We start from the raw sequence: 26763 nt of genomic DNA on the forward strand, positions 1-26763 counted from the left end.
TGAAAACAGCTATGAAATCATTCATCATAAAAACTGTAGCCCTCGGTTTAATGACCGTGGGACTATGGTCCTGTAAGAAGGACGAAACCCAACTCATCGCCACCAGCGGAAACGGAGGAACATTAAGCGCTTCGGCAGCTACTGTTGCCTTAGATAAATCCATGCTGGATGCAGAAGTGATCACCCTGAACTGGACTGCTGCCGATTTCGGTTACCAGGCTGCCATAAGCAACACTTTACAAGTGGCTGTAAAAGGCGATAACTTTACCACAACAAAAGAGTTTTTGTTGGAGACCAATGCCCTTACAAAAACCTTCAATGGTTTAGAATTGAATAACCTTTTACTATCCTTAAACCTGCCTTTTACTGCAGGTACGGATATTGAAATGCGTGTAAAATCGTCTATTTCAAATGCAGTTACGCCGGTATACAGTAATGTGGTAGGCCTGAATGCAAAACCTTTCCCTTTAACCGCATGGGTATACGTACCGGGCGCTTACCAGGGTTGGGCACCAGAAACGGCGGATAGCCTGGTTTCTGAAACTGGAAATAGCATTTACAGTGGTATCATTGGTTTTACCCCAGGTAACCTGGCTTTTAAAATTACAACTGGTAAAAACTGGAACGTAGGTTACGGCTCTGCAGGTGCAGGTAAAATCAGCACCACTGGTGGCGATATCATGGCTCCTGCTGCAGGTGCTTACGAAATCGTTGCTGACCTTAACGTAAATACCATCACTTTCACCCCGATCGTTTACGGATTGATTGGTGATGCTACTGCAAAAGGATGGGATGGCGATACGGAAATGACTTATGCCAAGGGTCAATGGTCCGTAACCACTACCTTAAGTGCAGGGGAGTTTAAATTCAGAAAAAACCGCGCATGGGATGTAGACTACGGTGGTACTGCTGGCGACGCTGTAAAAGGTGGTTCAAACATCAAAGTGGCAACCGCTGGTACGTATACGGTTACTTTAAATACCACAACGCTGAAATACACCCTAGTAAAAATCTAATCAATTTCTATACACCCTGCAAGAACATTGTTCTTGCAGGGTTTTTTAATGTAAATTTTTCACATTACCCATGGCTTCATTCATGAACGTCATAAAACAAATTAAATGCTGATGAAAAAGTTATCCGTTATCTTGTTTTTCCTGCTGGCCACTCAAATGGTACAAGCACAAAAGTTAGAACGTATCGAACCCATGTTCTGGTGGGTAGGCATGCACAACCCTCAGGTGCAGCTATTGGTTCACGGTGAAAACATCGCATCTCTGGAAACACAACTTAACTACCCGGGTGTAACCTTAGTGAAAGTACACAAAGTAGAAAATCCAAATTACCTGTTCCTTGACCTAAACATCTCTGCTGATGCAAAGGCCGGAAAATTCCCAATTGTATTTACACAACAGGGTAAAAAGAAATTACAGTACGTTTACGAACTGAAGAATAGAGATCAGTCGGCTTCACGCATACAGGGCGTAACCAACAAAGACTTGATTTACCTGCTCATGCCGGACCGTTTTGCTAACGGCGACCCTAAAAATGATGTGGTTAAAGGTATGCAGGAAACAAAATTAAACCGCGATTCTATGTATTACCGTCATGGTGGTGATATACAAGGCGTAATTAACCACCTGGATTACATTAAGGATTTAGGCGTAACCGCCATCTGGATGACTCCGGAAATAGAAAATAACATGCCATTGGCTTCTTACCATGGTTATGCGGCAACTGACCATTATAAAATCGATGCCCGTTACGGTACCAATACGTTGTTCAAAAGTTATGTAGAACAGGTTCATGCCAAAGGGATGAAAGTAGTTAAAGACGTAGTGCATAACCACATCGGAACTGGACATTACCTGTTTACCGATATGCCTATGAAAGACTGGGTAAATCAATGGCCAGCTTACACACAAACCAGCTACCGCGATCAACCGGTAATGGATATTCATGGTGCTCAAGCCGACAAAAAAAGAATGTTAGACGGATGGTTCGTGCCTTCTATGCCCGATTTAAACCAACGTAACCCTTTTGTGCAAAATTACCTGACCCAAAACCACATCTGGTGGGTGGAGTATTCAGGTATTGACGGGCTGAGGTTAGATACTTATCCTTATAGCGATCCGGTTTACCTTGCCGACTGGGCAGAAAAAATGCGTGCAGAGTTCCCAACATTAGGCATCTTTGGTGAAACTTTAGTGAACTCCGTAGCCAGTCAGGCTTTCTTTACCGGTGGCAACACTGTTAACGGTGGTTTTGATACGAAACTCCCTGGGATTACTGATGCCGTTTTAAAAGATGCCATCTATGAAGCCCTTAACGGCAAATCAGGATGGACCGATGGTATTTACCGTTTATATGCAACCCTTGCGCAGGATTTCTTATACCAGGATGCCAGCAGAAACGTGATCTTCCTGGATAACCACGACATGAGTCGTTTTTATTCGATGGTGAACGAAGACATCAAGAAATACAAAGCAGGCATGACTTTATTGTTAACCATGAGAGGCATTCCACAGGTATACTATGGTACAGAAATCTTAATGAAAAACTATTCCAACCCTGATGGTTTGGTTCGTTCTGACTTCCCTGGTGGATGGAAAGGTGATACCACCAATAAATTCAAGGCTGAAGGCCGTACTGCAGCAGAAAATGATGCATTTAATCATTTCCGCAGCCTGGCAAACTTCCGTAAAAACAGCGATGCGCTGCAAACAGGAAAGCTGATGCAATATGTGCCACAAGATGGTATTTATGTGTACTTTAGGTATACCGATACCAGCACTGTTATGGTTATTATTAACACCGAAGATAAAGAACTTTCCCTAGCTACTTCCAGGTTTGATGAGCGCATAGGTACGGCTACTACGGCTACCAATGTCATCACTGGCGAAACCATTAATCAAATTAAAACCATCACTGTTCCTGCAAAAGGATCATTGGTTTTATCTTTAAAATAATATGCAAGAACAACATTCAAATTTAGCCTGCATCTTCGATTTAGACGGCGTGCTGGTCGATACAGCAGTATATCATTACAAGGCCTGGAAACAACTGGCCAACGATCTGGGCTTTGATTTTACTGAAGCACAGAATGAACACCTGAAAGGGGTAAACCGCATGCGCTCCCTAGATATGATCCTGGCCTGGGGTGGGGTAGAGAAAACAGCGGAGGAGAAAGAAGTACTGGCAACCAGCAAAAACACCCAGTATGTGGGCATGATCAATAAGATGACTGCTGCCGAAGTTTTACCTGGTACCATCGACTTATTAACTGCTTTACAACAAGCCGGATTTAAAATTGCCCTCGGATCGGCCAGTAAAAATGCGGGTGTTATTTTAGAAAGAACACAGCTTACCCATTTTTTTGACGCCATTGTGGATGGTAACCTGGTATCGGCTTCCAAGCCAGATCCTGAAGTTTTTGTTAAAGGCGCCACTATGGTAGGGGTAACACCTGCACAGAGTGTAGTCTTTGAAGATGCACAGGCTGGGATAGATGCTGCACTTGCTGCAAACATGAAGGTGGTTGGCGTAGGCCTTCCAGAGAATTTAATAGGTGCTCACGTTTACGTAAAAGACCTTTCAGAAATTACCGTTGAAGACATAAAAGCCCTAATCGGGGGATAACGATAGAACAATGAAAAACTACATACAAGCAGAGGAATGGAATATTATAGAAGAGGGTTTCGATCCGCATCTTAATAAGATATCTGAAAGTATATTTAGTATAGGTAACGGCCGCATGGGCCAGCGTGCCAATTTTGAGGAGCAATACCAGGGCGAAACCTTGCAGGGAAATTATGTAGCCGGTGTTTACTACCCGGATAAAACCCGTGTAGGCTGGTGGAAAAACGGTTACCCTGATTATTTTGCCAAAGTATTAAATGCTGCCAACTGGATCGGTTTACACCTGAGCATTGACGGTGAGGTGATCGACCTGAGTCAGGCTAAGGTTTCTGCTTTCCAGCGCCTGCTTAATATGAAAGAAGGTTACTTACAACGTTCTTTTACAGCCGAATTATCAAGTGGTAAACAGATTGCCGTGGTAGCCAAACGCTTTTGCTCCCTGGCTGATGATGAAGTGGCCGCTTTACACTACCAACTTACCGCCCTTAATTTTGATGGCCAGCTTACAGTTACTTCTTTTACCGATGGTGACGTAAAAAACCAGGATTCCAATTACGAAGAGAAGTTTTGGGATGAGGTGAGTCGCCAGGAAGATGGTGATACCACTTACCTGACCTTGAGAACCAAGAAAACGGAATTTGAAGTATGTACAGCAACCAAGACCAGCTTGTTGCTTCATGGGCAGGCTGTAGCATTCACAGCCGCCAAAGAAAATAAAGACAAGTTTGTCAGTGTATCGGCTACGGTAAACCTTAAACAAGGTGAACATGCCGACATCTACAAAATTGCCACCAACATTTCGTCGATGAACTATGCGAAGAACGAACTGCAACAAGTAAGCAGCCAGGTTTTAGTACGTGCATCAGCGACTGGCTTTGACCAGCTGCTAGCCGATCAGGCGGCTGCATGGGCAACGAAATGGGAGGAAAGTGATATCCTGATTGAAGGTGATGTCGCTGCACAGCAGGCTATCCGTTTCAACATCTTCCAGATGAACCAAACCTATACCGGTAAAGATGCCCGTTTAAACATCGGCCCGAAAGGATTTACAGGAGAAAAATACGGAGGTTCTACCTACTGGGATACTGAAGCATATTGCATTCCTTTCTACCTGGCAACCGCACCGGCAGAAGTGTCTAAAAACCTGTTGATCTATCGTTATAAACACCTGCAAAAAGCAATTGAAAATGCTCAGAAATTAGGCTTTAACAATGGCGCTGCACTTTACCCGATGGTGACCATGAATGGTGAAGAATGCCATAACGAATGGGAAATCACCTTTGAAGAGATTCACCGTAACGGTGCCATCGCTTTTGCTATTTACAACTACATCCGCTATACAGGTGATGAAAGTTACCTGCAGGAATATGGTTTGGAAGTCCTAATCGGCATTGCCCGTTTCTGGAAACAACGGGTAAACTGGAGTGGCGATAAAAACAAATTCGTGATGTTGGGCGTAACCGGTCCGAATGAATACGAGAATAACATCAACAACAACTGGTACACCAATACCCTTGCCGCCTGGTGTTTAAATTATGCAGTTGAGGCAGCAGCTATTGTCGAAAAAAATGCACCTGAATTATACAGCCAGATCGTGGCCAAGACCAATTTACAGGAAGCCGCAGAGTTTGGCGACTGGAAAAATGTGGCCGACAACATGTACTATCCTTACGACGAAAAAGCCGACGTGTTTTTACAACAGGATGGTTTCCTAGATAAAGAGCAAATGCTGGTTGCCGATTTACCAGCTGCCGATCGCCCTTTAAACCAGAAATGGAGCTGGGACAGGATCTTACGTTCAGTATTTATTAAACAAGCGGATGTGTTACAAGGATTTTATTTCTTTGAAGACAATTACGATCTGGAAACCTTGCGCCGTAACTTTAACTTCTATGAAGCCCGTACGGTTCATGAAAGTTCTTTATCGCCATGTGTGCACAGCATCCTGGCATCAAGGTTAAATGACGGCGAAAAAGCTTACGAGTTTTACCTGCGTACAGCACGTTTAGATCTTGACGATTATAACAATGATACCGAGGACGGCCTGCACATTACCTCGATGGCTGGAACCTGGATGAGTATTGTGGAAGGTTTCGCTGGTATGCGTGTTCGTGATCACCAGTTAAAATTTAGTCCTTTTGTGCCTTCACAATGGAAATCGTTCTCCTTTAACATTACCTTCAGGGGCACTACACTAAAAATCAAAATCACTTCCACCGAGATCAGCATTACAAACGATGCCCCCGAAACCCTAACGGTACAGGTATTTGATCAGGCTTATGAAATTCCACAGGGACAAAAAACAATTACTTATTAAACATGTACAGGAGTAGATTTCTTAAGTTCATGGTGGTTTTTATGTTGCTGGCAGGCCTTGCCCAAGCAACATATGCGCAAAAAAAGCGTAAAAAGCTACGCCCAACACTTATAAATATGGATGCGAATAAATTAATGATTTACCAGTTATTGCCTCGCATTTTTGGCAATAAACAGACCGCTAACGTGGTCTATGGTACCATCGAACAAAATGGTAGTGGTAAGTTTAACGACATCAACGATAAGGCGCTTGACGGTATCCGTGAACTGGGTACCACTCATGTTTGGTACACCGGTGTGATTGCCCATGCCAGCCTGACCGACTACAGCAGCTACGGCATTAAACCCGATGATGCTGACGTCGTAAAAGGCCGTGCAGGTTCGCCATACGCCATTCGCGATTACTATGATGTAGATCCGGATCTGGCAGTAGATGTTAAAAACAGGATGAGCGAATTTGAAGCCCTGTTAAAACGTACCCATAAAAAAGACATGAAAGTGATTATCGACTTCGTGCCTAACCATGTTGCCCGCAGTTACCATTCTGTAACTCGCCCAAAGGGTGTGGTAGATTTCGGTGAGCATGACGACCGCAGCAAAGCCTTTTCGCCAACAAACGATTATTATTATGTACCCGGCCAAAAGCTGGTTCCCCCTGTAAATCCTGATACCTCGCATAACCTGCTATCGGCGATGCAGGATCACAAATTTGAGGAATATCCAGCCAAAGCAACTGGAAACGACGTGTTTTCGGCTACGCCTAGTATTAACGATTGGTACGAAACCATTAAGTTAAACTATGGTGTGGATTATGCTGATGGCCAAAAGAAATATTTTGACCCCATGCCACCCGTTTGGCTTAAAACAAGAGACATCCTGTTGTATTGGGCCGAAAAAGGTGTAGACGGTTTCCGTTGCGATATGGCAGAGATGGTTCCGGTAGAATTCTGGAACTGGGTGATCCCTGAAGTTAAAAAAGCATACCCGGATATGGTGTTCATTGGTGAGGCGTATAACCCTCAAGCCTATGAAACCTATTTTAACGAAGGTAAATTCGATTACCTGTATGATAAAGTAGGTTTGTATGATGGACTGAAAAAACTGATCCGCAACGAACACGATGCCGATGTTCATGAAATCAGAAAAGCATGGCAGGTAGAAAAACAATCCTTTAACCATAAAATGCTGCGTTTCCTGGAAAACCACGATGAAGAGCGTATTGCCTCCGCCGGTTTTGCTGGTCAGGCAGAACTGGCCATGCCAGCCATGGTGGTTTCAGCTACCTTATCTGGCGGTCCGGTCATGCTGTATTTCGGTCAGGAAGTGGGCGAACCTGCCAAAGGCAGCGAAGGTTTTGGTGGCGACGATAACCGCAGTACCATATTTGATTACTGGGGAATTCCTGAGCACCAGAAATGGATGAATAACGGCGCTTTTGATGGCGGACAATTAAGTGATGATCAAAAAGCGTTGCGCGAGCAATACAAGAAAATCATGCACATCGCAGGTATTTCACCAGCCATCAAAAAAGGTGACATTATGGAAGTGGCGCTTAACGGCGAAACCAACAGCCGGATGTATGCCTATGTTCGATATACCGCAACCGAACGTTTGCTGATTGTGGTTAACTTTAACCGTGAACTTCATGTGAACAGCGAAGTGCACATTCCAGAACAGGTGTTAGGTGGCAGGCCTATAGAGAAAGCACAGGACATGTTAAGCAATGCGATTTTACCACATACCACAACGAGCATTAAAGTAAACTTAGGCGCCGTAGGCGCTCAAATTATAGCATTTTAATTCATCCCCATATGGAACAAGTAAAGGAAAAAGTTTTATTAACTAAACCAAGGTTAAGCACTGCGCAGATCTTTAACCTGAGTGTCGGCTTTTTCGGTATTCAGTTCGGCTTTGCCCTTCAAAACGGTAATGCTTCCAGGATTCTGCAAACCTTCGGTTCAGATGTAGAACACCTTTCTCTTTTTTGGTTAGCAGCGCCTTTGACCGGGATGATTGTACAGCCGATTATTGGTTATTACAGCGATAAAACCTGGAACCGTTTTGGCAGGAGAAGACCATTTTTCCTTGTTGGTGCCATCCTTACTGCCATTGCGCTAATGATTATGCCCAATGCAGGTACCATGGCCAGCTTTATGCCTCCTATTATTATTGGTGCAGGGATGTTGATGATTATGGATGCCTCGATCAACGTGGCCATGGAACCTTTCCGTGCGCTGGTTGCCGACAAGCTTCCCGAAAGTCAGCGAAGCTTTGGTTTCTCCATGCAAACCTTTTTAATTGGTGCCGGAGCCATCGCTGGTTCCTGGTTGCCTTACGTGTTTTCGGAGTATTTAGGTGCTTCAAAAGTGGCTGCGGCAGGGCAGGTGCCCGATAATGTGGTGTTTTCCTTTTATGCTGGTGCGGCCATCCTGATTTTTACTATTCTGTGGACTGTAGTGACTACTAAAGAATATCCGCCAGAGGAAATGGAACTTTACCATAACGAGCCTGCGGAGGTAGATAAAGGGTTAATGTCCATTTTCAAAGATTTCTCTACCATGCCAGTGGCCATGAAGCAACTGGGGGTAGTTCAGTTTTTCTCCTGGTTTGCTTTGTTCTCCATGTGGGTATTTACCACGCCAGCAATTGCACAACATATTTATAAGGTAGTTCCTGGTGATACCTCTTCTGTGGCTTTCGCCGATGCCGGAAACTGGGTGAGCTTCTTGTTTGGTATCTATAACGGTATATCTGCAATCTATGCCTTGTTGTTGCCATCTATTGCCAGGGCAACGAGCAAGAAAATTGCACATGCTTTCTCCTTAGTGGCCGGAGGTATCGGTTTGTTATCGATCTATTTCATTACCGATCCTGACTACTTAATTTTCTCCATGATTGGAATAGGTTTAGCCTGGGGAAGTATTTTATCTATGCCTTATGCCATCTTGTCGAGTTCTATCCCGGCTAGGAAAATGGGTGTTTACATGGGTATATTTAACTTTTTCATCACCATGCCGCAAATCATCAATGGATTTTTAGGTGGAATGATCGTCAAGGAATTTTACAGCGGTCAGGCCATTTATGCTATTGTGATGGCAGGGGTATTTATGATCCTTGGTGCGGTATCGGTGTTGTATATCCGCGATAATAAAGCTTAAATGTTATCTTTAACATCATTGGATGAGAGACATACGCCACCTACTTATAATATCAGCACTGTTGTTTGCTTTTTTTGGTTGTAACCGACCCAATGAAGTGGACAACAGCGCTTTAAAAACCTCCTATATAGCTATTAATGGCGCTGATACTGCCCGGCTTAATCTGGTGGTGAAGGGTACTACCTTTAAAGGCAAGTGTGCAATTAGCTTTAATAACAAGTATACAGACTCCGGTGAGGTGCGTGGTCGGATAAACGGAGATACCTTATTAGGTGATTTTCACTATTTACACTATGGGTCAGAATGGAAAAGAATTGCTATAGCCTTTTTAAAAAAGGATGATAAACTAGTGATGGGTGAAGGTAAACAAAGTGTATACCTTAATATCCCTTTTTTTAGAGCAGGTCAGCCTATTCGATATGACAGCGTAAAATTCGTATTTATAAAGACACCGAATATCTTGTAATGCCGCTGCATTTACAAGATATTCGGTGTCTTTTAGAATTACCGGGTTGTAAAGAACCTATTGCCCTAAACGTTTCTGCTCGTCATCAAGACCTGTCTTACGACTACGCTCTGACTTTACTGTCGACTTTCCAAACCTGTAGGTAAAAGTTAGTCGTACCGCCCTTGTTGTGCCCCATTGTTTCAGATCGTACTCATTTCCTTCCAGCGTACTGGTGATCCTTGGTTTCTGTGAATGAAACACATCACTTACACCCAATTTTAAGTTTCCGTTCTTATTCGGGAAGTTATAGCGCAACCCGGCATCACTGGTGAAAAAAGTATTTAGGTTATATGCGCCATCAATTTGCGGCGTGCTGTAAAAGATACCCGCATCGGCACTAAATAATGGCGATAGCGTAAAGTTATGCTGCATGTAAATGTTACCGGTAAACTGACTTGAATTTAAATCATAGCCATTTAAGTTTGGCGCTTTTAATTGTTTATGGTAAGCCAATATGTTGTTGTTTACGTTCCACCATTTGGTGAAAGTAATTGGGAAGTTTAAGGTTAATGAAAACACCTCGTCTGTGGCCAGGTTTAAGGTGGTCTGGTACATGGAATTCAATGCAGCATTTTGCAATAAAATCTGTGTAATGATATCCGAAGTATGGCTGTATGCTAATGCGATGCTGTATTTCTGCTTAAATAAGTACGTCGCTTCAAAGTTATTCGCAAATTCTGGTCTCAAGTTGGGATTGCCCTGATTATACGTATACTGATCCAGGTAAAAGATAAAAGGATTTAAATTCTGGTAGTTAGGACGGTTAATTTTTCTGGAATAGGAGAAGTTCAGGATGTTATCGGCATTGAAATTACGACTCACAAATAAGGAAGGAAACAGGTTAGTGTAATTGCGGTCCACTACTTCATTTAACGTAACCGATGTGCCAATAGAATGCGTGTTTTCAGCCCTTAAGCCTGCCTGGAAGGAGAACTTTCCCAGTGTGGCACTTAATGTAGTATAGGCAGCACCAACTTCTTCACTGTATTTAAAGCGGTTGCTGCGGTTTGCATCAATTAGCCAGCCATCGCCAACCTGGTTTTCAAAAATAAAGTTGTTGTCACTTTCTACCGATGCAAATTTGATACCCGCCTCCAGTTTAAATGCTTTTGAAAGGGGCAACACATAATCTGCTTTGATGGCTTTTATGTTAATGCTCGAAGGGGCAAAGTTGCGGTAGATTTGACCATCTTTGAAAAAGCTACCATCAGGAAGGAAGAAGCGATTTTGGTAAAATGCATCGTTTTCGCCATCATAACTGGAATAATCTGCGTCTATGGTTATTTCCTGACCAGCGGTATCCAGTACGCCTTTATAGTTGATGTTATAGGAGAAGTTTTTGCGGTCCCGGCCAGAGTTACTTGGCGTTTTCAACACCGAGTCTGCACGCTCAAAGCTACTTCCAATATTGGTTACGCTATAGCCCCTTTGCTTCCAATCGCCGATATTTCCTTTCACCAATAAGCCTACCGTGTGGTTTTTAGATAGAAAAAAATCAGTTCCGATCTTAAAATTCTGCGAATGATTTTTTGAGCTGTCATTGTTTCTCTGACTAAAAAACAAGCGGTTTGCGCTGCCCGGTGTAATGCGGTCTATTTCTAAATGTTCCTCGTATTCACTGGTGTAATAGCCGTAAGAGCCAAATACGTTAACCGCTTTTTTGCGTAAATTGAGGTTGATGGAATTATTGCTGGATGGGCGTTTATTGTATCCGCCACCTAGAGCCACACTACCGTTAAAGCCATCAGCCTTGCTCTTCTTCGTTTTAATGTTAATCACTCCACCGGTGGCGTTTGCTTCATAACGGGCACCCGGGTTGTTCATGATCTCTATGCTTTCTATTTCGCTGCTCTGCATTGATTTCAGCAGGTTGACTACTTCTTCCTGACTCAAATAAGTTTGTTTACCATCAAGGGTAACCAAAACATTGCTCTTTCCGGAAAGTGAGATATTTTCGTTATGATCAACTACTACTCCAGGTGCTTTTTTAAGTACCTCTAGTGCATTTAAGCCAGCAGCAGAAGGGGTGGCATCAATGTTAAACACCAGCTTGTCGGCACGTCGTTCCAGTACTGGTTTTGTAGAGGTCACCACCACCTCATTCAGGCTTCTTGTGGTTTCAGCTAAGGTAATCGTTGGAACAGTATGAGTTTTTTCCCCATTCAAGGAAATTACTTTGGTGCTAATTTTATTATAACCAATGGAGGTGGCTACGATATAGTAATTACCGGTTTTCGCATGGATCAGGTATTTCCCGTCTCCATTGGTGATGGCAGTAGATACTAATGAAGAATCTTTTGCGGCATAAAGCAACACCGTAGCCGATGGCAGGGTTTGCTTGTCGTCTTTGATAAGTCCGTTAAGTTCTACTGACTCCTGTGCAAAAAGGGAACTGGGAACGAGATAAAAAATAACTAAAAATAGGGTTGTGTATAAAGTTTTCATGTAAGGGTCTTTGTATTAAGACGACAGATTGATGCCGATAGTTACAAGAAAATATGTTAAAGTAAGTGAAATGAGGTTTTGGAGCGGTGAGTTCCTGTTCTGTTCCGGTGAGTAGCGTCTATTTCGGGCAACAAGAATTTACCAGCTAGAATAACATAATTATCTCCCCTGGTGAATATCACACCTTTAGTAAAACTGGCTTGACAAATTCAGGAAATTTTGCCTACTTTTACCGCCCACTTATGGAACAGATAAAAACATCATTTGATTTTGAAAAACCTATTGCTGAATTAATCCAGCAAATTGAAAAGGTTAAACAGGTTGCTGATAAAACCAAAGTAGATATGTCTGCTACCCTAACGGAGTTGGAGCTAAGGCTGGTGGAGACCAGAAATCACATATATGCCAACTTAAGCGGCTGGCAGGAAGTTCAGTTATCACGCCATGCAGAAAGACCACAAACACTGGACTACATCAGCATGATTTGCGATGATTTCATTGAACTCCATGGCGACAGAACCGTTAAAGACGATAAAGCTATCATTGGCGGCTTTGCCACCATTAGTGGCCAAACGGTCATGATTATTGGTCACCAGAAAGGTAAAAATACAAAAGAACGCCAGTTTCGTAACTTCGGAATGGCTAACCCGGAAGGGTATAGAAAAGCACTTCGTTTAATGAAGCTTGCCGAAAAATTCAACAAACCAGTAATTTCTTTTATTGATACCATGGGTGCATACCCTGGCCTGGAAGCAGAAGAACGCGGACAAGGAGAAGCCATTGCCAGAAACTTACTGGAGATGTCGGTGCTTCGTGTGCCAATTTTATGTTTCGTAGTGGGTGAAGGTGCTTCTGGCGGAGCCTTAGGTATCGGTATTGGCGATAAGGTGTATATGTTAGAGCATACCTGGTACTCGGTGATCTCTCCTGAATCTTGTTCCTCTATCTTATGGAGAAGCTGGGATTACAAAGAAAGAGCCGCAGAATGCCTTAAACTGACTTCGAGCGACATGTACAACAACAAGTTGATTGATGGTATTGTAAAGGAACCGCTGGGTGGTGCACACCAGGATCCGGAACAAATGGCTGTTACTTTAAAAGAACAAATTATTAAAGATTTATTTACCCTTGGTAATAAAGATACGGACCAGCTTGTTGCAGAAAGAATTGATAAATTCTGTGCAATGGGTAGGGTTACTGAAGATTAATTTCTGCTATTCTCTATAGCATACAAATGGTTGTTTCTTGCGAAGCAACCTTTTTTTGTTTACAACCTTTTTTTCGGCCTAGGTTATATGATCATTTCTGCAAAAAAAAATCCGTCATCAATTCTTAGTTATAAGGGCCTTAGAAGGGGGTTAGAAGGGCCTTTGAAGGGCCTTTGAACGGCTACAGCCGTCTAAACACCCTTCCGACCCCCTCTTAACGGCTATATAAGGGTCACTTACCTATTGGGCAAAGTTCAATGACATTTTGCTGCCTGAATCGTTTATACGGGATTGCGCAATTTTTTGTTACAAAAAAAGCGGTTGTCTCTGTGAAGAGACAACCGCTTTATGTTATTATTTGTAATTGTTATTCCTGTGGGAAATACATCGCAAACCTTGCTTCCAACGCGTTAAATTGGTTTTGCAATTTCGTGCTCAGTTTAGTTTGTTTATGCAGCGCTGCAGTTTGCGCCATCTGGTTTAAAAACGACATGCCTAACTGTACATTCTGACCGCCAACAAAACGGTTTTTACTTTTCGAAACATCAGCCAGGTAAGTCAGTTCTTTTTGAATAAAGTCGGCAGAACTTTCTATGATCGCATTGGCTTTCGTGATATCGTTAAGCAGGTATAGGTTTTCGGCCATAAAATACCTCCCCATCATGGAGCGCATGCCATAGAATCTTTCTGGCATCACTTCAAAATAACGAGCTGCCACTTTTTTAGCTTCTGCTGTTTTACCTTCTTTAATCAAACTTGAGATCGAAGTGTTGAATAAATTGGTGAAAATAGAGATGTCATCCTGTGACTGTGTATCTAAGTAAGAAGCATTTTTCACATTTCCCCATTTGAATTTATTCATCAGGTTATTGTACAATACCGGGGTATTCACCAGGTCGCTTCTGTCGCTGGCTGCGCTGTCCACTTGCAGGGGCAATAAGCGCAAGGCCATGCCTTCGCTGTACAAATAGTTATCCAGGCCATTAAATTGCTCTGAAGGCACTGTGCTTGCGAAATAAATGGGTCTTTCCCAGTTGTTATGCGCAAGAATATCCAGCATAGCTAAAGTACCCTTGGTTACATAACCTTTGTTAAAGGTCCATTCTACAGCCGGGGCTATTTTACCTGCATTTTCGGCAGATACTACTCCTGCTTTTAAAACATCTGCCGGGTTAACGGTGATTTTAAAGTTTTTGGTTGGAATAAAGTTTTCTTTGGTTCCGTTTTGCAATGGCACCTTATCAGCATCGTTTTCTGATAACAACAGGTCAACGATGGTTTTAAGTTCTACAGACCCATCAATTTTATAATCCTGGTAATACATCACATCACGTACCCCTTGTACATATTGCGATGGTTTCATAGAGATTGGCAGTGGCGCAGACTCATTTTGCTTGCGTTTCATGCCATCAATGTACCAGTCGGTATCAAATAAGCTCAGGTTAACTAAACGGATGTCTGGACGGATGTTTTCCACCTCTTGGGCATACCATAGGGGGTAAGTATCATTATCACCATAGGTGAAGAGGATAGCGTTAGGTGCGCAGGACTCCAGGTAATCAATGGCAATATCATGCGCCACCATTTTATCAGAACGGTCATGGTCATCCCAGCCTTGTGCTGCCATAATAATGGGTGCAACAAATAAACCAACCACTGTTGCGCCTACAGCGGCATTAGTAGGGTTTACCACTTTAGCGAGCCACTCCCGAATGGCGAGCACCCCAAAACCTATCCAGATGGCAAAGGCATAGAAGGACCCTGCATAGGCATAATCCCTTTCCCTTGGTTCCAGTGGTTTTTGGTTTAAGTATAATACAATGGCAATACCTGTAAAGAAGAATAACAATCCGATGATACCGGCATCTTTCTGGTTACGTTTAAAGTGCCAGATGGCACCGAGGATACCAATAATTAAAGGCAAGAAGAAAAAGCGATTATAAGCATTACTGTCTACAATGGTAGGTGGCAGGTTTTCCTGGTTACCCAGCATCAGGGCATCGATAGGTTTAACTCCACTTAACCACTGGCCTTCGTAGAGGCTGCCTTGTCCCTGGTCGTCATTCTGGCGACCAACAAAGTTCCACATGAAATAACGCATGTACATGTTGCCGATCTGGTATTTGAACAGGAAACTGACGTTATCAACCAGGTTAGGAAACTTGGTCTCATCAAGACCCACCATTTCTTTGTAAAAATTAATATGCCTTTCGTCATCACTGTACATCCTTGGAAATGGCGTCAGTCTATCGTATTCATAGTCTGTTTTTTTACCAGATACTTCGTAATTGGTATCTCCTTTTCTGTAAAGTGTTTTACCTTCTTTCAGACCAATTTTCTCAGAGTTATAATTTGGGCCAAACAACAAGGGGCGGTCGCCATATTGTTCGCGGTTTAAATAACCCAGGAAAGAGAAAGCATTATCAGGGTTACTGTTGTTCAGGTTGGTTTTGGCCTTAGCGCGGATGATGATCATCGCGAAAGATCCGTAACCAAAAATGATGAGTACTGTAGATAATAATGCCAGGTTTAATACTTTGCGCTGGTGTTTAATTGAATATTTGATGCCATAGACCAATGCGCCGATGACTATAATAGCAAAGGCAATGACACCAGTGCCGAAGCCAAGTCCTAAGGTGTTCACAAAGAACAGATCGAAATAAGCACCAATAGAAACCAGGTATTGAATAATACCATATTGTATCACGGCAAGAATAAGGATACCGATAAAGAAAGTTTTAATGATACCGCCAGTGGTGGCTTTGTTTGTTTTCTTAAAGTAGTAAACAAAAGCCAGGGCAGGGATGGTTAATAAGTTTAACAAGTGGATACCGATGGATAAACCCATGATATAAGCAATAAACAGCAACCATTTGTCGGCACGTGGCTCGTCAGCATGAGCTTCCCATTTCAGGATGGCCCAGAATACGATGGCCGTAAACAAGGACGACAAGGCGTAAACTTCGGACTCTACTGCCGAGAACCAGAAGCTGTCAGAGAAAGTATAAGCTAAGGCACCAACAGCACCGGCACCCATAATGGTGACCAATTTAGAAGTACTGATTACTTCGCCTGCAGCAATAATTGATTTTTTAGCTAAGGCAGTGATGGTCCAGAACAAGAACAGAATGGTGGCAGCACTGGCTACAGCCGAACCCAGGTTCATGAAATAAGCGATCTTGGTCACGTCGCCACCTGCTAACAGGGAAAAGAAACGTTGAATCATTAAGAATAGCGGTGCTCCGGGTTGGTGAACCACCTGCATTTTGTAGGCAGATGCTATAAACTCACCGGCATCCCAAAAACTTACAGAAGGCTCTAAAGTTAAAATATAGGTCGCCAGGGCTACAATAAAGCAGGCCCAGCCTGTAAGGTTATTAATTTTTGAATAATTCATTTTAATTTAAATAGGATAAAGTTAGGCTATAAAAATGCAGCCGAAAATAAAGAAATAGATCGAGAATAAGTTAAAGATATATCCCGTTTAACAATTTTTAACGAAGTTGTATAAATAATGCCCCTGAAAAATAGGGTGTTAAATAAAAATGTGAAAATATTTTCATTTACTATTTGCAGATGTAAAAAATGTGCTTAGATTTGCATTCCGTTTCAAAGCAACCCTTTTAAACAGGAAAGATTGCCCGATAGTATAAAGGTAGTACAACGGTTTTTGGTACCGTTTGTCTAGGTTCGAATCCTGGTCGGGCAACAATTGTAACATTCGGATTGCGTAACCCGCAATCCGATTTTTTTTAACCCAGCATTGATACCGAATCATCATGCCTTTGCAATTTAACCCAGTTAAACTTTTTGCCGGAACGGGCACAAAAGCATTAGCACTAAAAATTGCCGAAAACTACGGCAAACCACTAGGTCAATCTACCTTAAGTCGGTTTAGCGATGGTGAATTTCAGCCTTCTTATGACGAAACTGTAAGGGGTTGTGATGTGTTCATTATCCAGTCTACCTGTCAGCCCAACGATAATTTAATGGAACTGTTGTTAATGATTGATGCCGCAAAACGAGCTTCTGCGCATTACATTACGGCTGTAGTTCCTTATTATGGTTTAGCCAGACAAGACCGGAAAGACAAACCACGTGTAGCTATTGGTGCTAAATTAGTGGCTAACCTGTTAAAATCGGCAGGCATCCACCGCATCATGACCATGGATTTACATGCTGCGCAGATTCAGGGCTTTTTCGATATTCCGGTTGATCACTTAGACGCATCGGTTATTTTCGTTCCTTACATTAAAAGTTTAGGACTGGAGAATTTAACCATTGCATCGCCAGATATGGGTGGATCGTACCGTGCACGTACATTTGCAAAGTTCTTTAATGCAGAGGTAGTGATTTGCGATAAACGTAGAAAAAGGGCAAATGAAATTGAGTCGATGTCCATCATTGGTGATGTGACTGGTCAGGATATTGTGTTAATTGACGATATTATTGATACGGCGGGTACCTTAAGTAAAGCTGCGGCTTTAATTATGGAAAAAGGAGCAAAGAGTGTTCGTGCGGTTTGTACACATCCGGTATTATCTGGAAAAGCGTATGAAACCATTGAAAACTCGATGTTATCAGAACTGATTGTTACCGATACCATACCATTGAAACGTCAAAGCGACAAAATCAGGGTATTAAGTACGGCCGAATTGTTTGCAAAGGCTATTGCCAATGTCAATGAGCACGGGTCGATCAGTGAACTGTTTAAAGTTTAATACATTAGCTTACAAATAAATAAATTAAAATGAAAACAATCGCAATTAGCGGTTCTCTGAGAGAGAACGTAGGGAAACGCGATGCTAAAGGACTTCGCTACGAAGGTAAAGCTCCTGCAGTATTGTATGGTGGTACAGAACAAACACACTTTGCTGTGTTAATTACTGACCTTAAGGATGTGATTTACACACCTGAAGCAAACTTTGTAGAGATTGATATTGATGGAGCGAAAACTAAAGCCATCGTTAAAGAACTACAATTTCACCCGGTTACTGATGTTTTATTACACGTAGATTTTCTACAGTTAGATGAAGCAAAAGAAATCCTGATGGAAATCCCTGTTAAATTAACTGGTGTATCTCCAGGTGTTAAAATGGGTGGTAAATTGGTTCAGAAATTACGTAAACTTCGTGTTAAAGCTTTACCAAAAGACATGCCTCAGGCAGTTGAAGTAAGTATAGCTAAATTAGAAGTTGGTGGTTTATTCCGTGTACGTGACATCGCAAAAGGTGATTACGCTATCACAAACACAGCTGAAGATACAATCGTATCTGTAGGTATGTCTAGAGCATTGAAACAAGCAGAACAAGAAAACAGTAAAAAATAAGCTCGTTCTGATGTAAAAGAAAAGCAGTGCTGATTTGATCAGTGCTGCTTTTCTTTTTTTAAAGCATTACCTTCGCTTTTTTAAAGCATTACAAAAACGTAAATTTTAACAGAGAATAAGCAAGATGAAATACCTGATTGTAGGTTTAGGGAATATTGGTCCTGACTATGCACACACCCGACATAACATTGGTTTTGATATTGCAGATGAGCTGGTCACACAACTCGGTGGAAGTTTTTCAAACATCCGTTTAGCTTATTATGCCGAAGTGAGTTACAAAGGCCGTAAACTGCATGTGATTAAACCTACCACATTTATGAATTTAAGTGGCCGTGCCGTAAATTACTATATGCAGGAGCTGAAAATACCCATTGAAAATGTGCTGGTATTGGTTGACGACCTTGCTTTGCCTTTTGGAAAATTGCGTTTGAAATTAAAGGGCAGTAGTGCCGGGCATAATGGTCTTAAAAGTATTGAAGACACGTGTGGTGGACAAGGTTATCCACGTCTGAGGTTTGGTATCGATGATAATTTTAGCAAAGGACGCCAGGTAGATTATGTATTAGCCCCTTTTGATAAGGAAGAGCAGCTGGAGCTGCCCGCCCTGATTGATAAAAGTGTATCTCTGATTCAAAGTATGGTCACCATAGGGCCACAGCAAACCATGACCTTATTTAACAAGTAACTTCATTTTGTTGTATAACACTTCCATTTCAAATGGTTTGCTAACCACATCATTGGCACCTGCATCTATGGCTGTTTTTTTGTCGTCGTCCAGTACTGCGGCAGAAAAGGTGATGATGGGGATATTTTCTTTCCCCTGTATGGCACCGCCACGAATGAGCCTGATGGCTTCCAGTCCGCTCATCACCGGCATAAAGGTGTCCATTAAAATTAAGTTATAATCGTTATTTTCCAGTTTTTCGATAGCCAGTTGGCCATTCTCTACCATGTCAAAGCTGATGTTCCAGTCGCCTAAAATCTTTTTGATCACGAACTGGTTAATCAAATTGTCTTCGGCCACTAATACTTTGGTGTTCTCAAAAGGCGCAAAAGATGCGGCATTCAAGGATTTGTCTACATTCGTGCCTTTCACCAGCTCATACCAGTTGGTGAAACTAAATACGCTGCCCACATTTAGCTCACTGCTTACTTCCAATTCTCCACCTTTGAGTTCGGCCAGGTTTTTAACAATGGAAAGACCAAGGCCCGTACCTCCAAACTGCAAGGTAGTCTGGTCTTCTGCCTGTTCAAAGGTTTCAAAAATCTTCGCAATGTTCTTTTTTGCAATGCCAATCCCGGTATCTGTTACAGAGAATTTAATTTGAGCACTGTTTCCTTTACGGTTTAATACTTCTACTTTTAAAGTTACCCCCCCTTGATCCGTAAACTTGATAGCATTACCAATCAGGTTCATTAAAATCTGGTTTAGGCGCAGGGAATCGGCATTAATAAAGTCAGGCAGGTCATTGTCAAACTCATAGTTTAAGCTGATGTCCTTTTCTTTTGCCCTTATGGTTAACAGGTTGATCACCGACAGGCAGTTTTTGGCCAGGTTGGTTTCATTACGGGTAATTTTAAACTTACCAGCTTCTATTTTTGAAAGGTCAAGAATATCGTTAATCACGCCCAGGAGAGACTCGGAAGATATTTGCAGCAAACTGATCATTTCCAGCTGTTCGGTGCTCAGGGTGGTCTTGTGTAGCAGCGTGGCAATACCAATGATGCCATTAATAGGCGTACGAATTTCATGGCTCATGTTGGCCAGGAAGTTCTCTTTTATTTTCTTGCCTTGTTCGGCATGTTCCTTAGCTTCGATCAACAGTTTTTGGAAGGCTTCCAGCTCCCTGTTCTTTTTCTTAATGTCATTTTGGTAACGAACCAGCTGAAGAAAAGAATTTACTTTGGCAGCTACCAGGTAAGGGTTTAAAGGTTTATACAGATAGTCAACAGCCCCGGTATGTAGGCCTTTAATGGCATATTTGGTTTCTGTTGAAATAGCGGTGACAAAAATAACCAGGATGTCTTTGGTGCGGGGGTTGCTTTTCAGGATTTCGACCAGCTCAAAACCATCCATGCCAGGCATTTGCACATCGATCATGGCAATCGAAATATCCATTTCCCAACAGATTCTAAGGGCTTCATTAGGAAGTGTGGTGCTGATTAGGTTCAGTTCATCCTGTTGTAATAAGGCTTCAAGCGCTATAATATTCTCTGGGCGATCATCTACAATCAGTAGATTGATTTTTTCCAAGTCTGGCTTCTTCATGTATTAGTGTTCTACTAAGCTATTTTTTGGTATATTCTATTATGTTTGTCAATTACTTTAAACCGTTTGAGGTCTTCACTTCGCAATGCTTCTTTAGCACCAAGGCATAAAAAGCCAAAGTTAGCTAAGCTATGGTAGAAAAGATCAATAACTTTCAGTTGAAGTTCCAGATTAAAATAAATCAGTACGTTTCGGCAGGATATAAGCTGAAATTCATTGAATACACCATCAGTAACCAGGTTATGAGTCGAGAATAATACATTCTTTTTTAAGGAATGGTGAATGGATGCTGCCTCATATTTAGCGGTATAATAATCAGACAGGGTTTTTGGTGCTCCGGTTTGCCTATAGTTCTCCGCATTAGTTTTCATTTTATGCAGGTCGTAAATGCCATCTTTTGCATGGTCCAGCACTTCGGTATTAATGTCTGTTCCGTAAAAAAAAGTACGTTCATAAAGGTTTCCTTCTTTAAACAGAATGGCAAAGGAATAGAGCTCTTCGCCTGATGAGCAGCCTGCATGCCATACATTGATTTTTGGAAAGGACTCCATATAAGGGAGCACTTCCGCTTTAAGGGCCTTGTAGAAATTCGGGTCACGAAACATCTCGGTTACGTTTACGGTTACTTCCTTTAAAAACTGCTGAAAAAAGGCTTGATTATTGGTTAACCGGTTTCGCAGCTCAAATAAACTCAGTTTTTGCAGGTCCATGATCCGTGTTACCCTTCTTTTTAAAGATGCAGGAGAGTAACCACTGAAGTGAAACCCATAGATGTTATCGATCAAGGTGTTTAAACGGGCCAGTTCTTCGTAACTGATGGTTTCAGGATGTTTCTCTAAAGGCATTTTCATCAGTTTAGCTTAACCATACCCTCATCATGGACAACAATTTATCCAGGTCTACAGGTTTAGAGATATAATCATTGGCACCAGCTTCAATACATTTTTCCCGGTCTTGTTTCATGGCTTTTGCCGTTAGCGCTATGATGGGTAAATTTTTAAAAGCGGGCTGCTGCCTAATGGCCTGCATGGCTTCATAGCCGTTCATCCCTGGCATCATGATGTCCATTAAAACCAGGTCTATATGCGTTTCCTTCAGTTTATCAAGGGCTTGCTGGCCATTGTTGGCCATGACTATGTTGAGGTTATAATCCTGCAAGGCGCTCGACAGGGCAAATACATTACGCATATCATCGTCGGTAATCAGTATTGTTTTACCTTGGAACACCTTTTCCAGGGCTATATCTTGCTTACCATTTTCTTCTTTTTTAAGTTTGTTGATAAACAAACTAACTTCATCGATCAGACGGTTGTTGGACTTCATGGATTTTAACACCATGGCTTCGGTGTATTGCATGATATGCGCCAGTTTATCCTGATCAAGTTCCATAGCGGTGTTAATCACCACAGGGATATGGCTAAACCTGGGGATGGCTTTTATCTGGTCCAGCAGGTCAATGCCATAAATATCAGGTAGGTTTATGTCGAGGATAATACAGTCAAAATTCTCTGTTTCTAATAAATCTAAAGCCTGCTGTCCGCTGAAAGCCTGTGCTACAGCCACTCCTTTGCTTAGCAGTTCCTCTTTGACCACCATGCTCTGCAGCTCCTGGTCTTCAATAAGCAGCACTTTTTTAAAGTCATAATCAATTTGCTGTTGCTGATTTAAGTTTGCAAAAGCCTGATCAAGCTGGTCTTTAGCTATCGGTTTTTTAAGGAAGCCGATGGCTCCTTCCTTATAAGCCTGGTTACTGCTTTGGTCGCCGGCCGACATGAGGTGTACAGGAATACTTGCCGTGCGTTCATCTGCTTTTAGTTTCTTGAGTACGGTCCATCCGTTCATGTCAGGCAACATGATGTCTAATATGATGGCATCGGGCAGGTGTTCAGAAGCCATGTTTAGTGCGGTATCGCCCCTGAAGGCCAGTATAGGGTTAAAACCTTTTGCGATGGCGTGATCTTTTAAGAAGTCAGCAAATACTTCATCGTCTTCTACGATAAGCAGGACCGGGTTATCTTTTAGGGGAAGGGCCACAACTTCTGTTGCACGTTCAGGTTGCTTCTCTACTGGTGTTTCTAAACCTTCCCTAGATTGTGGTAAAAAGAGGGTAAAGGTGCTGCCTATGCCAGGCTGGCTCTCCAATTGTATTTCGCCACCCAGTATATATGCCAGCTCCTTGCTGATAGATAGTCCCAATCCGGTGCCACCATACGTTCTGCTGGTGGAACCATCGGCCTGCTGAAAGGCTTCAAAAATTAGTTTCTGCTTGTCTGCGGCGATGCCAATGCCAGAATCAGTTACCATAAAGGCAATGACCTGTTTAGATTCTGTTAAGGAGCTATTAAAATAGTTTTGATCAGCATTGGCAAGTCTGATGTCAAGACTGATCTTACCAAATGCAGGCGTGAATTTAAAAGCATTTGACAGCAGGTTTTTAATAATCTGTTCGGTCCGGATGCTGTCGGTTACTAGTTGTGCGGGTGTATTTGCTGCGATGGTAGTTTGGAACTCAATATTTTTGCTTTTCGCCACTTCCGAAAACAGGGCTTCGGTATGTTGTTTAATTTCTTCGATACTAACCAACTGGTTGTCAAGGTCTATTTTTCCTGATTCAATTTTTGAAAGGTCAAGGATGTCGTTAATTAAGTTCAGTAAATCGGTACCGGCGTTTTGTATCACTCCGGCATATTTAACCTGGTCTTCATTAAGATTAAGGGGTTTATTTTCCTTTAAGATCCTGGCGAGGATAAGGATACTATTTAAGGGGGTGCGGAGTTCGTGGCTCATATTGGCCAGGAATTCGGATTTATATTGGTTAGAGAGCGCTAGTTCTTTCGCTTTAACGCGCATGGCTTCGCGTGCCTGGGTAATGTATTCATTACGCTCAGCAAGTTGCTCTGCTTTTTCCTCAATCTCGGCATTGGTTTGCCTTAATTCTTCCTGCTGCACACGAAGTTCCTCTTCTGAAGCTTCCAATTGCTCAGATTTATAGGTAAGCTCTTCATTGATGGTACGCAATTCTTCCTGCTGGGTTTGCAACTCGGCCGTCTGGACTTGCAGCTGGTCAAATAAATGCAGTTGTTTTAACCGGCCTTCTGTGCTGTTCAGTGCAATGGCAATGATTTCGCTTATGGTGGTTAAATAAAGCCTGGTGGCATTATCAGGTGCCCGGTTAAAGCCAATTTCAAGCACTGCAATGGTTGCCTTATTAAATACAATTGGGTAAAGACCAATACATTGTGGTGTTGAGCTGCCTAATCCTGACTTTAAGGTCAAATAGTCGGCGGGTACATCATTAAATATTTTCTCTTCTTTTTCTAGGGCCGTCTGGCCTACTAAACCTTCCCCAATGCGATAGCTTTTTTGATCATCCGTTAATCCGTCATAGGCATAGTTGGCAGCAAGGTTTAGTTGCTCTTTTTGCCTATCGTAAAGGAACAGCAGCCCTACTGGTGCTTGTATAAAATTGCATATTTCTGTAATGATACGTGCGGAAAGAACATCCATGCTTTCGTCGCCGCGCATCACTTCATTGATTTTTGCCACACCAGAGAGCAGCAAGTTTTTCTCTTTGTTTTCTTCCGATAGCTGAGAAAGTCGCCTGTTATTTTTGCGGATCTGATTTTCAATATTTTTCTGTTCGTTAAATGTTCGTTTGATGTAGGAGAAAAGAAACAGGATGAGTCCAAAGATGATTACACAGCTCCCTACGATGATGGTAATGGTTCGGTCGCTGGCTTTGTTAGTCGTTTCAGTTCTTTCAATCAACAATATTTTCTCAGTACGCACCAGGTCATTAATTAAACCTTGAATTTGATCCATTATCGCTTTACCTTCGCCAGCCGACACTTTTTGGTGGGCAGCAGCTGTGCCGGAACTGGTTTTTAGAAGTAAAGTTTCTCTCATGATGCTCAGCTTCTGCAGCAGTAGCACTTCCATGGAATCCACTTTTTGGCTTTGCACCGGGTTGTCTGCAACCAGGTCACTAAGTTCCTTCATGGTCAATAACACTGAACTGGAATTGTTTTGATAAGGATCAAGGTATCTTGGGATATTGGTTAATAAATATCCCCTTAAGCTGCTTTCTGCGTTAGCAAGTTCCAGGTTAATACGCTCCGTGGTGTTAATTACCTCATAAGTGTGGTTTTGCCAGGTCGCATCTTGTCGAAGACTTTTTACACTTAAATAGGAAGTGACTGCCGTAAATAACACGAATAATAAGGAGATCGCAAAGCCAGTAAAGACTTGCTGTTTAAAGGAAAATTTAACCATATGGTATATAAATGGAAACGACTTGCTAAAATAAACGAATTGTTTGAAGAAAAGCCTAGATTTAAATTATTAATTAATAAGCATTAAAATATTATTCTATGATGATAGTTTTTGGTATCCCAAATTGTGGAACAGTTAAAAAGGCGTTAATCTGGTTAACGGATCATGATATGACGTATGAGTTTCATGATTTCAAGAAAAAGGGGATTACTACAGAGAAGTTAAATGAGTGGTGTACGGCTTTCGGCTGGGAAAACGTATTGAATAAAAAGGGCACAACCTGGCGTAAGTTGACTGCCGAACAGCAGCAGGCGGTTACAAACCAGGCTTCGGCGGTGTCCTTGCTAGCACAACACACTAGTGCCATTAAAAGGCCCCTAGTAGAACAGGATGGCAAAGCAATATTATTAAGTTTTAATGAGTCCCAATATGAAGAGGTGTTAAAATAATTCTTTAGGGATGGCCTCTTCCAGCTCCAGTAGCCATTTCTTCCTCCAGAGTCCGCCACCAAAACCAGTTAAGGTACCATCTGTGCCAATGACCCGGTGACAAGGAATGAGTATACTGATTCGGTTCATGCCATTGGCATTGGCAACCGCCCTTACTGCGCTCGGTTTATTAATAGATAGGGCCTGCTGTAAATAACTTCTTGTTTTACCGTAAGGAATGGTTTTCAGGGCATCCCAGACTTCCTGTTGAAAAACAGTGCCTGGAGAGAATAAAGGGACAGAGAATTCCTTTCTATTACCCTGAAAATATTCCTGCAGTTGGGTTTTTAAGGTATGGAAATGGGGGTTGTCTCCCTGCAGCATATGCGCGTTCAACAGTTTAGCTAGTGTTTTAAGCTCAGTTTCCAGCATTTTACGGTCCGTAAATTCCAGAAGGCAAAGCCCTTGATCCGTGGCGCAAGCCAACATGGTGCCCAGAGGTGTTTCCAAGCGGCAAAGATCGATAATCTGCTGGTTTTTGCTTTGGTTAGGAGAGATGCCAAAAACAGATTTAAAGGAGTCGCTAAAACCACTTAAGGATTCAAACCCCGTGCTAAACGCTGTGTCAGTGATGGTTTCACCTTTTTTAATTTTTTTAAAGGCGGAATTGATGCGGTAAATGCGCTGGTAGGCCTGGAATGTAATACCATGATTTTTTAAAAACCAGCGGCGGAGCATGGTGGGGTCAATACCTTGTTGCTTTAAATCCCAATCCTTGTATTTAAGGGAAGGGTCAGCGTTTAATTCATCCAGCACCTTCTTAATCACATCGGGTGTGCTGCCAGCAGGTGTTAAAGGTTTACATACTTTACAAGCCCGATAGCCTTTGAGCATCGCCTCTTTGGTGGTTTTGAAAAATTCTACATTTTCCCTCTTTGGCTTTCTGGCTGTGCAGGTTGGTCGACACATAATACCCGTTGTTTTTACGCCAACAATGAAAGTGCCTTCGTAAGCGCTGTCTTTTTCCAATAATGCCTGGTAATACCTATTATCGTTCATTGTTCAATCCTTTTGTACAAAAATAACCAGATCCTAACCGCCTTCACAACCGAAAAATGAACGACTATTTTTTTTTATGCATTGTCGGCCATTTTGCTTTTAGTAAACCATTTCCGTTAAATATTGTTAAAT

Annotated in this window: 18 protein-coding genes and 1 tRNA gene; 13 read left to right on the plus strand and 6 right to left on the minus strand. The window is 42.2% G+C overall.

Annotation, left to right across the window (positions count from 1 at the left end; genetic code table 11):
- The first annotated feature begins 11 nt into the window (after positions 1-11).
- From IWX76_RS09715 to IWX76_RS09745, 7 genes are all read left to right on the plus strand, one after another.
- A complete protein-coding gene (locus IWX76_RS09715; RefSeq protein WP_196859700.1) occupies positions 12-1016 on the plus strand; it encodes a SusE domain-containing protein in 1005 nt (334 codons plus the stop codon).
- A gap of 111 nt (positions 1017-1127) precedes the next feature.
- On the plus strand, positions 1128-2969 hold the full coding sequence (locus IWX76_RS09720) for a glycoside hydrolase family 13 protein (protein WP_334641614.1): 1842 nt from the start codon (positions 1128-1130) through the stop codon (positions 2967-2969).
- Position 2970: 1 nt separating this feature from the next.
- A complete protein-coding gene (pgmB, locus tag IWX76_RS09725; protein WP_196859702.1) occupies positions 2971-3639 on the plus strand; it encodes a beta-phosphoglucomutase in 669 nt (222 codons plus the stop codon).
- 10 nt (positions 3640-3649) lie between these two features.
- Positions 3650-5956, plus strand: a complete 2307-nt coding sequence (locus IWX76_RS09730; RefSeq protein ID WP_196859703.1) for a glycoside hydrolase family 65 protein — start codon at positions 3650-3652, stop codon at positions 5954-5956.
- A 2-nt stretch (positions 5957-5958) separates the two neighbouring features.
- Positions 5959-7755, plus strand: a complete 1797-nt coding sequence (locus tag IWX76_RS09735; protein WP_334641615.1) for an alpha-amylase family protein — start codon at positions 5959-5961, stop codon at positions 7753-7755.
- 11 nt (positions 7756-7766) lie between these two features.
- A complete protein-coding gene (locus IWX76_RS09740; RefSeq protein WP_196859704.1) occupies positions 7767-9113 on the plus strand; it encodes an MFS transporter in 1347 nt (448 codons plus the stop codon).
- A 22-nt stretch (positions 9114-9135) separates the two neighbouring features.
- The gene (locus tag IWX76_RS09745) at positions 9136-9579 is read left to right on the plus strand and encodes a hypothetical protein (RefSeq protein WP_196859705.1); all 444 of its coding nucleotides are present in this window, start codon (positions 9136-9138) and stop codon (positions 9577-9579) included.
- 57 nt (positions 9580-9636) lie between these two features.
- On the opposite strand, the gene IWX76_RS09750 is transcribed toward IWX76_RS09745, so the two are convergent.
- Positions 9637-12066, minus strand: coding sequence for a TonB-dependent receptor domain-containing protein (locus tag IWX76_RS09750; protein ID WP_196859706.1), 2430 nt, complete (start codon positions 12064-12066; stop codon positions 9637-9639).
- A 242-nt stretch (positions 12067-12308) separates the two neighbouring features.
- On the opposite strand from IWX76_RS09750, the gene IWX76_RS09755 reads away from it, so the two are divergent.
- Positions 12309-13274, plus strand: a complete 966-nt coding sequence (locus IWX76_RS09755) for an acetyl-CoA carboxylase carboxyltransferase subunit alpha (RefSeq protein WP_196859707.1) — start codon at positions 12309-12311, stop codon at positions 13272-13274.
- Between the two features lie 367 nt (positions 13275-13641).
- Here IWX76_RS09755 and IWX76_RS09760 read toward each other — a convergent pair whose 3' ends face one another.
- Positions 13642-16671: a glycosyltransferase family 117 protein gene (locus IWX76_RS09760; protein WP_196859708.1), complete on the minus strand. Its 3030-nt coding sequence runs from the start codon at positions 16669-16671 to the stop codon at positions 13642-13644.
- Positions 16672-16912: 241 nt separating this feature from the next.
- Between IWX76_RS09760 and IWX76_RS09765 the strand changes: the two genes are divergently transcribed.
- From IWX76_RS09765 to pth, 4 genes are all read left to right on the plus strand, one after another.
- Positions 16913-16983 (plus strand) — tRNA-Gln (locus IWX76_RS09765).
- Positions 16984-17053: 70 nt separating this feature from the next.
- A complete protein-coding gene (locus tag IWX76_RS09770) occupies positions 17054-17995 on the plus strand; it encodes a ribose-phosphate pyrophosphokinase (protein ID WP_196859709.1) in 942 nt (313 codons plus the stop codon).
- 29 nt (positions 17996-18024) lie between these two features.
- On the plus strand, positions 18025-18603 hold the full coding sequence (locus IWX76_RS09775) for a 50S ribosomal protein L25/general stress protein Ctc (protein WP_196859710.1): 579 nt from the start codon (positions 18025-18027) through the stop codon (positions 18601-18603).
- Between the two features lie 124 nt (positions 18604-18727).
- Positions 18728-19288: an aminoacyl-tRNA hydrolase gene (gene pth, locus IWX76_RS09780; RefSeq protein WP_196859711.1), complete on the plus strand. Its 561-nt coding sequence runs from the start codon at positions 18728-18730 to the stop codon at positions 19286-19288.
- Here pth and IWX76_RS09785 read toward each other — a convergent pair.
- From IWX76_RS09785 to IWX76_RS09795, 3 genes are read right to left on the minus strand one after another with little or no spacing between them, the layout of a single operon-like run.
- Positions 19274-20872 (minus strand): response regulator, encoded by a 1599-nt coding sequence (locus IWX76_RS09785; RefSeq protein ID WP_334641616.1) that lies wholly within the window; start codon positions 20870-20872, stop codon positions 19274-19276. The genes pth and IWX76_RS09785 overlap by 15 nt on opposite strands.
- Positions 20873-20886: 14 nt before the next feature.
- On the minus strand, positions 20887-21723 hold the full coding sequence (locus tag IWX76_RS09790) for a CheR family methyltransferase (protein ID WP_334641617.1): 837 nt from the start codon (positions 21721-21723) through the stop codon (positions 20887-20889).
- A 4-nt stretch (positions 21724-21727) separates the two neighbouring features.
- Positions 21728-25144, minus strand: a complete 3417-nt coding sequence (locus IWX76_RS09795) for a response regulator (RefSeq protein ID WP_196859712.1) — start codon at positions 25142-25144, stop codon at positions 21728-21730.
- A gap of 98 nt (positions 25145-25242) precedes the next feature.
- Here IWX76_RS09795 and IWX76_RS09800 point away from each other — a divergent pair, with 98 nt between their 5' ends.
- Complete coding sequence (locus IWX76_RS09800; protein ID WP_334641618.1) at positions 25243-25593, plus strand: ArsC family reductase; 351 nt, start codon at positions 25243-25245, stop codon at positions 25591-25593.
- Here IWX76_RS09800 and IWX76_RS09805 read toward each other — a convergent pair.
- Positions 25585-26631 carry a bifunctional transcriptional activator/DNA repair enzyme AdaA gene (locus tag IWX76_RS09805; RefSeq protein WP_196859713.1) on the minus strand — a complete coding sequence of 349 codons (1047 nt, stop codon included), beginning with the start codon at positions 26629-26631 and terminating at the stop codon, positions 25585-25587. The genes IWX76_RS09800 and IWX76_RS09805 overlap by 9 nt on opposite strands.
- Between the last annotated feature and the right edge of the window lie 132 nt (positions 26632-26763).

Source organism: Pedobacter sp. CAN_A7 (assembly GCF_015752175.1).
Classification (GTDB): Bacteria; Bacteroidota; Bacteroidia; order Sphingobacteriales; family Sphingobacteriaceae; genus Pedobacter.

Bases quoted from the DNA above. Each gene is read 5' to 3' on its own strand.
- IWX76_RS09715 (WP_196859700.1), top strand. From the start codon at position 12: ATGAAATCATTCATCATAAAAACTGTAGCCCTCGGTTTAATGACCGTG.
- IWX76_RS09775 (WP_196859710.1), top strand. From the start codon at position 18,025: ATGAAAACAATCGCAATTAGCGGTTCTCTGAGAGAGAACGTAGGGAAA.
- IWX76_RS09800 (WP_334641618.1), top strand. From the start codon at position 25,243: ATGATGATAGTTTTTGGTATCCCAAATTGTGGAACAGTTAAAAAGGCG.
- IWX76_RS09805 (WP_196859713.1), bottom strand. From the start codon at position 26,631: ATGAACGATAATAGGTATTACCAGGCATTATTGGAAAAAGACAGCGCT.
- IWX76_RS09745 (WP_196859705.1), top strand. From the start codon at position 9,136: ATGAGAGACATACGCCACCTACTTATAATATCAGCACTGTTGTTTGCT.
- IWX76_RS09750 (WP_196859706.1), bottom strand. From the start codon at position 12,066: ATGAAAACTTTATACACAACCCTATTTTTAGTTATTTTTTATCTCGTT.
- IWX76_RS09760 (WP_196859708.1), bottom strand. From the start codon at position 16,671: ATGAATTATTCAAAAATTAATAACCTTACAGGCTGGGCCTGCTTTATT.
- IWX76_RS09720 (WP_334641614.1), top strand. From the start codon at position 1,128: ATGAAAAAGTTATCCGTTATCTTGTTTTTCCTGCTGGCCACTCAAATG.
- pgmB (WP_196859702.1), top strand. From the start codon at position 2,971: ATGCAAGAACAACATTCAAATTTAGCCTGCATCTTCGATTTAGACGGC.
- IWX76_RS09770 (WP_196859709.1), top strand. From the start codon at position 17,054: ATGCCTTTGCAATTTAACCCAGTTAAACTTTTTGCCGGAACGGGCACA.
- IWX76_RS09735 (WP_334641615.1), top strand. From the start codon at position 5,959: ATGTACAGGAGTAGATTTCTTAAGTTCATGGTGGTTTTTATGTTGCTG.
- IWX76_RS09740 (WP_196859704.1), top strand. From the start codon at position 7,767: ATGGAACAAGTAAAGGAAAAAGTTTTATTAACTAAACCAAGGTTAAGC.
- IWX76_RS09795 (WP_196859712.1), bottom strand. From the start codon at position 25,144: ATGGTTAAATTTTCCTTTAAACAGCAAGTCTTTACTGGCTTTGCGATC.
- IWX76_RS09755 (WP_196859707.1), top strand. From the start codon at position 12,309: ATGGAACAGATAAAAACATCATTTGATTTTGAAAAACCTATTGCTGAA.
- IWX76_RS09785 (WP_334641616.1), bottom strand. From the start codon at position 20,872: ATGAAGAAGCCAGACTTGGAAAAAATCAATCTACTGATTGTAGATGAT.
- IWX76_RS09790 (WP_334641617.1), bottom strand. From the start codon at position 21,723: ATGAAAATGCCTTTAGAGAAACATCCTGAAACCATCAGTTACGAAGAA.
- IWX76_RS09730 (WP_196859703.1), top strand. From the start codon at position 3,650: ATGAAAAACTACATACAAGCAGAGGAATGGAATATTATAGAAGAGGGT.
- pth (WP_196859711.1), top strand. From the start codon at position 18,728: ATGAAATACCTGATTGTAGGTTTAGGGAATATTGGTCCTGACTATGCA.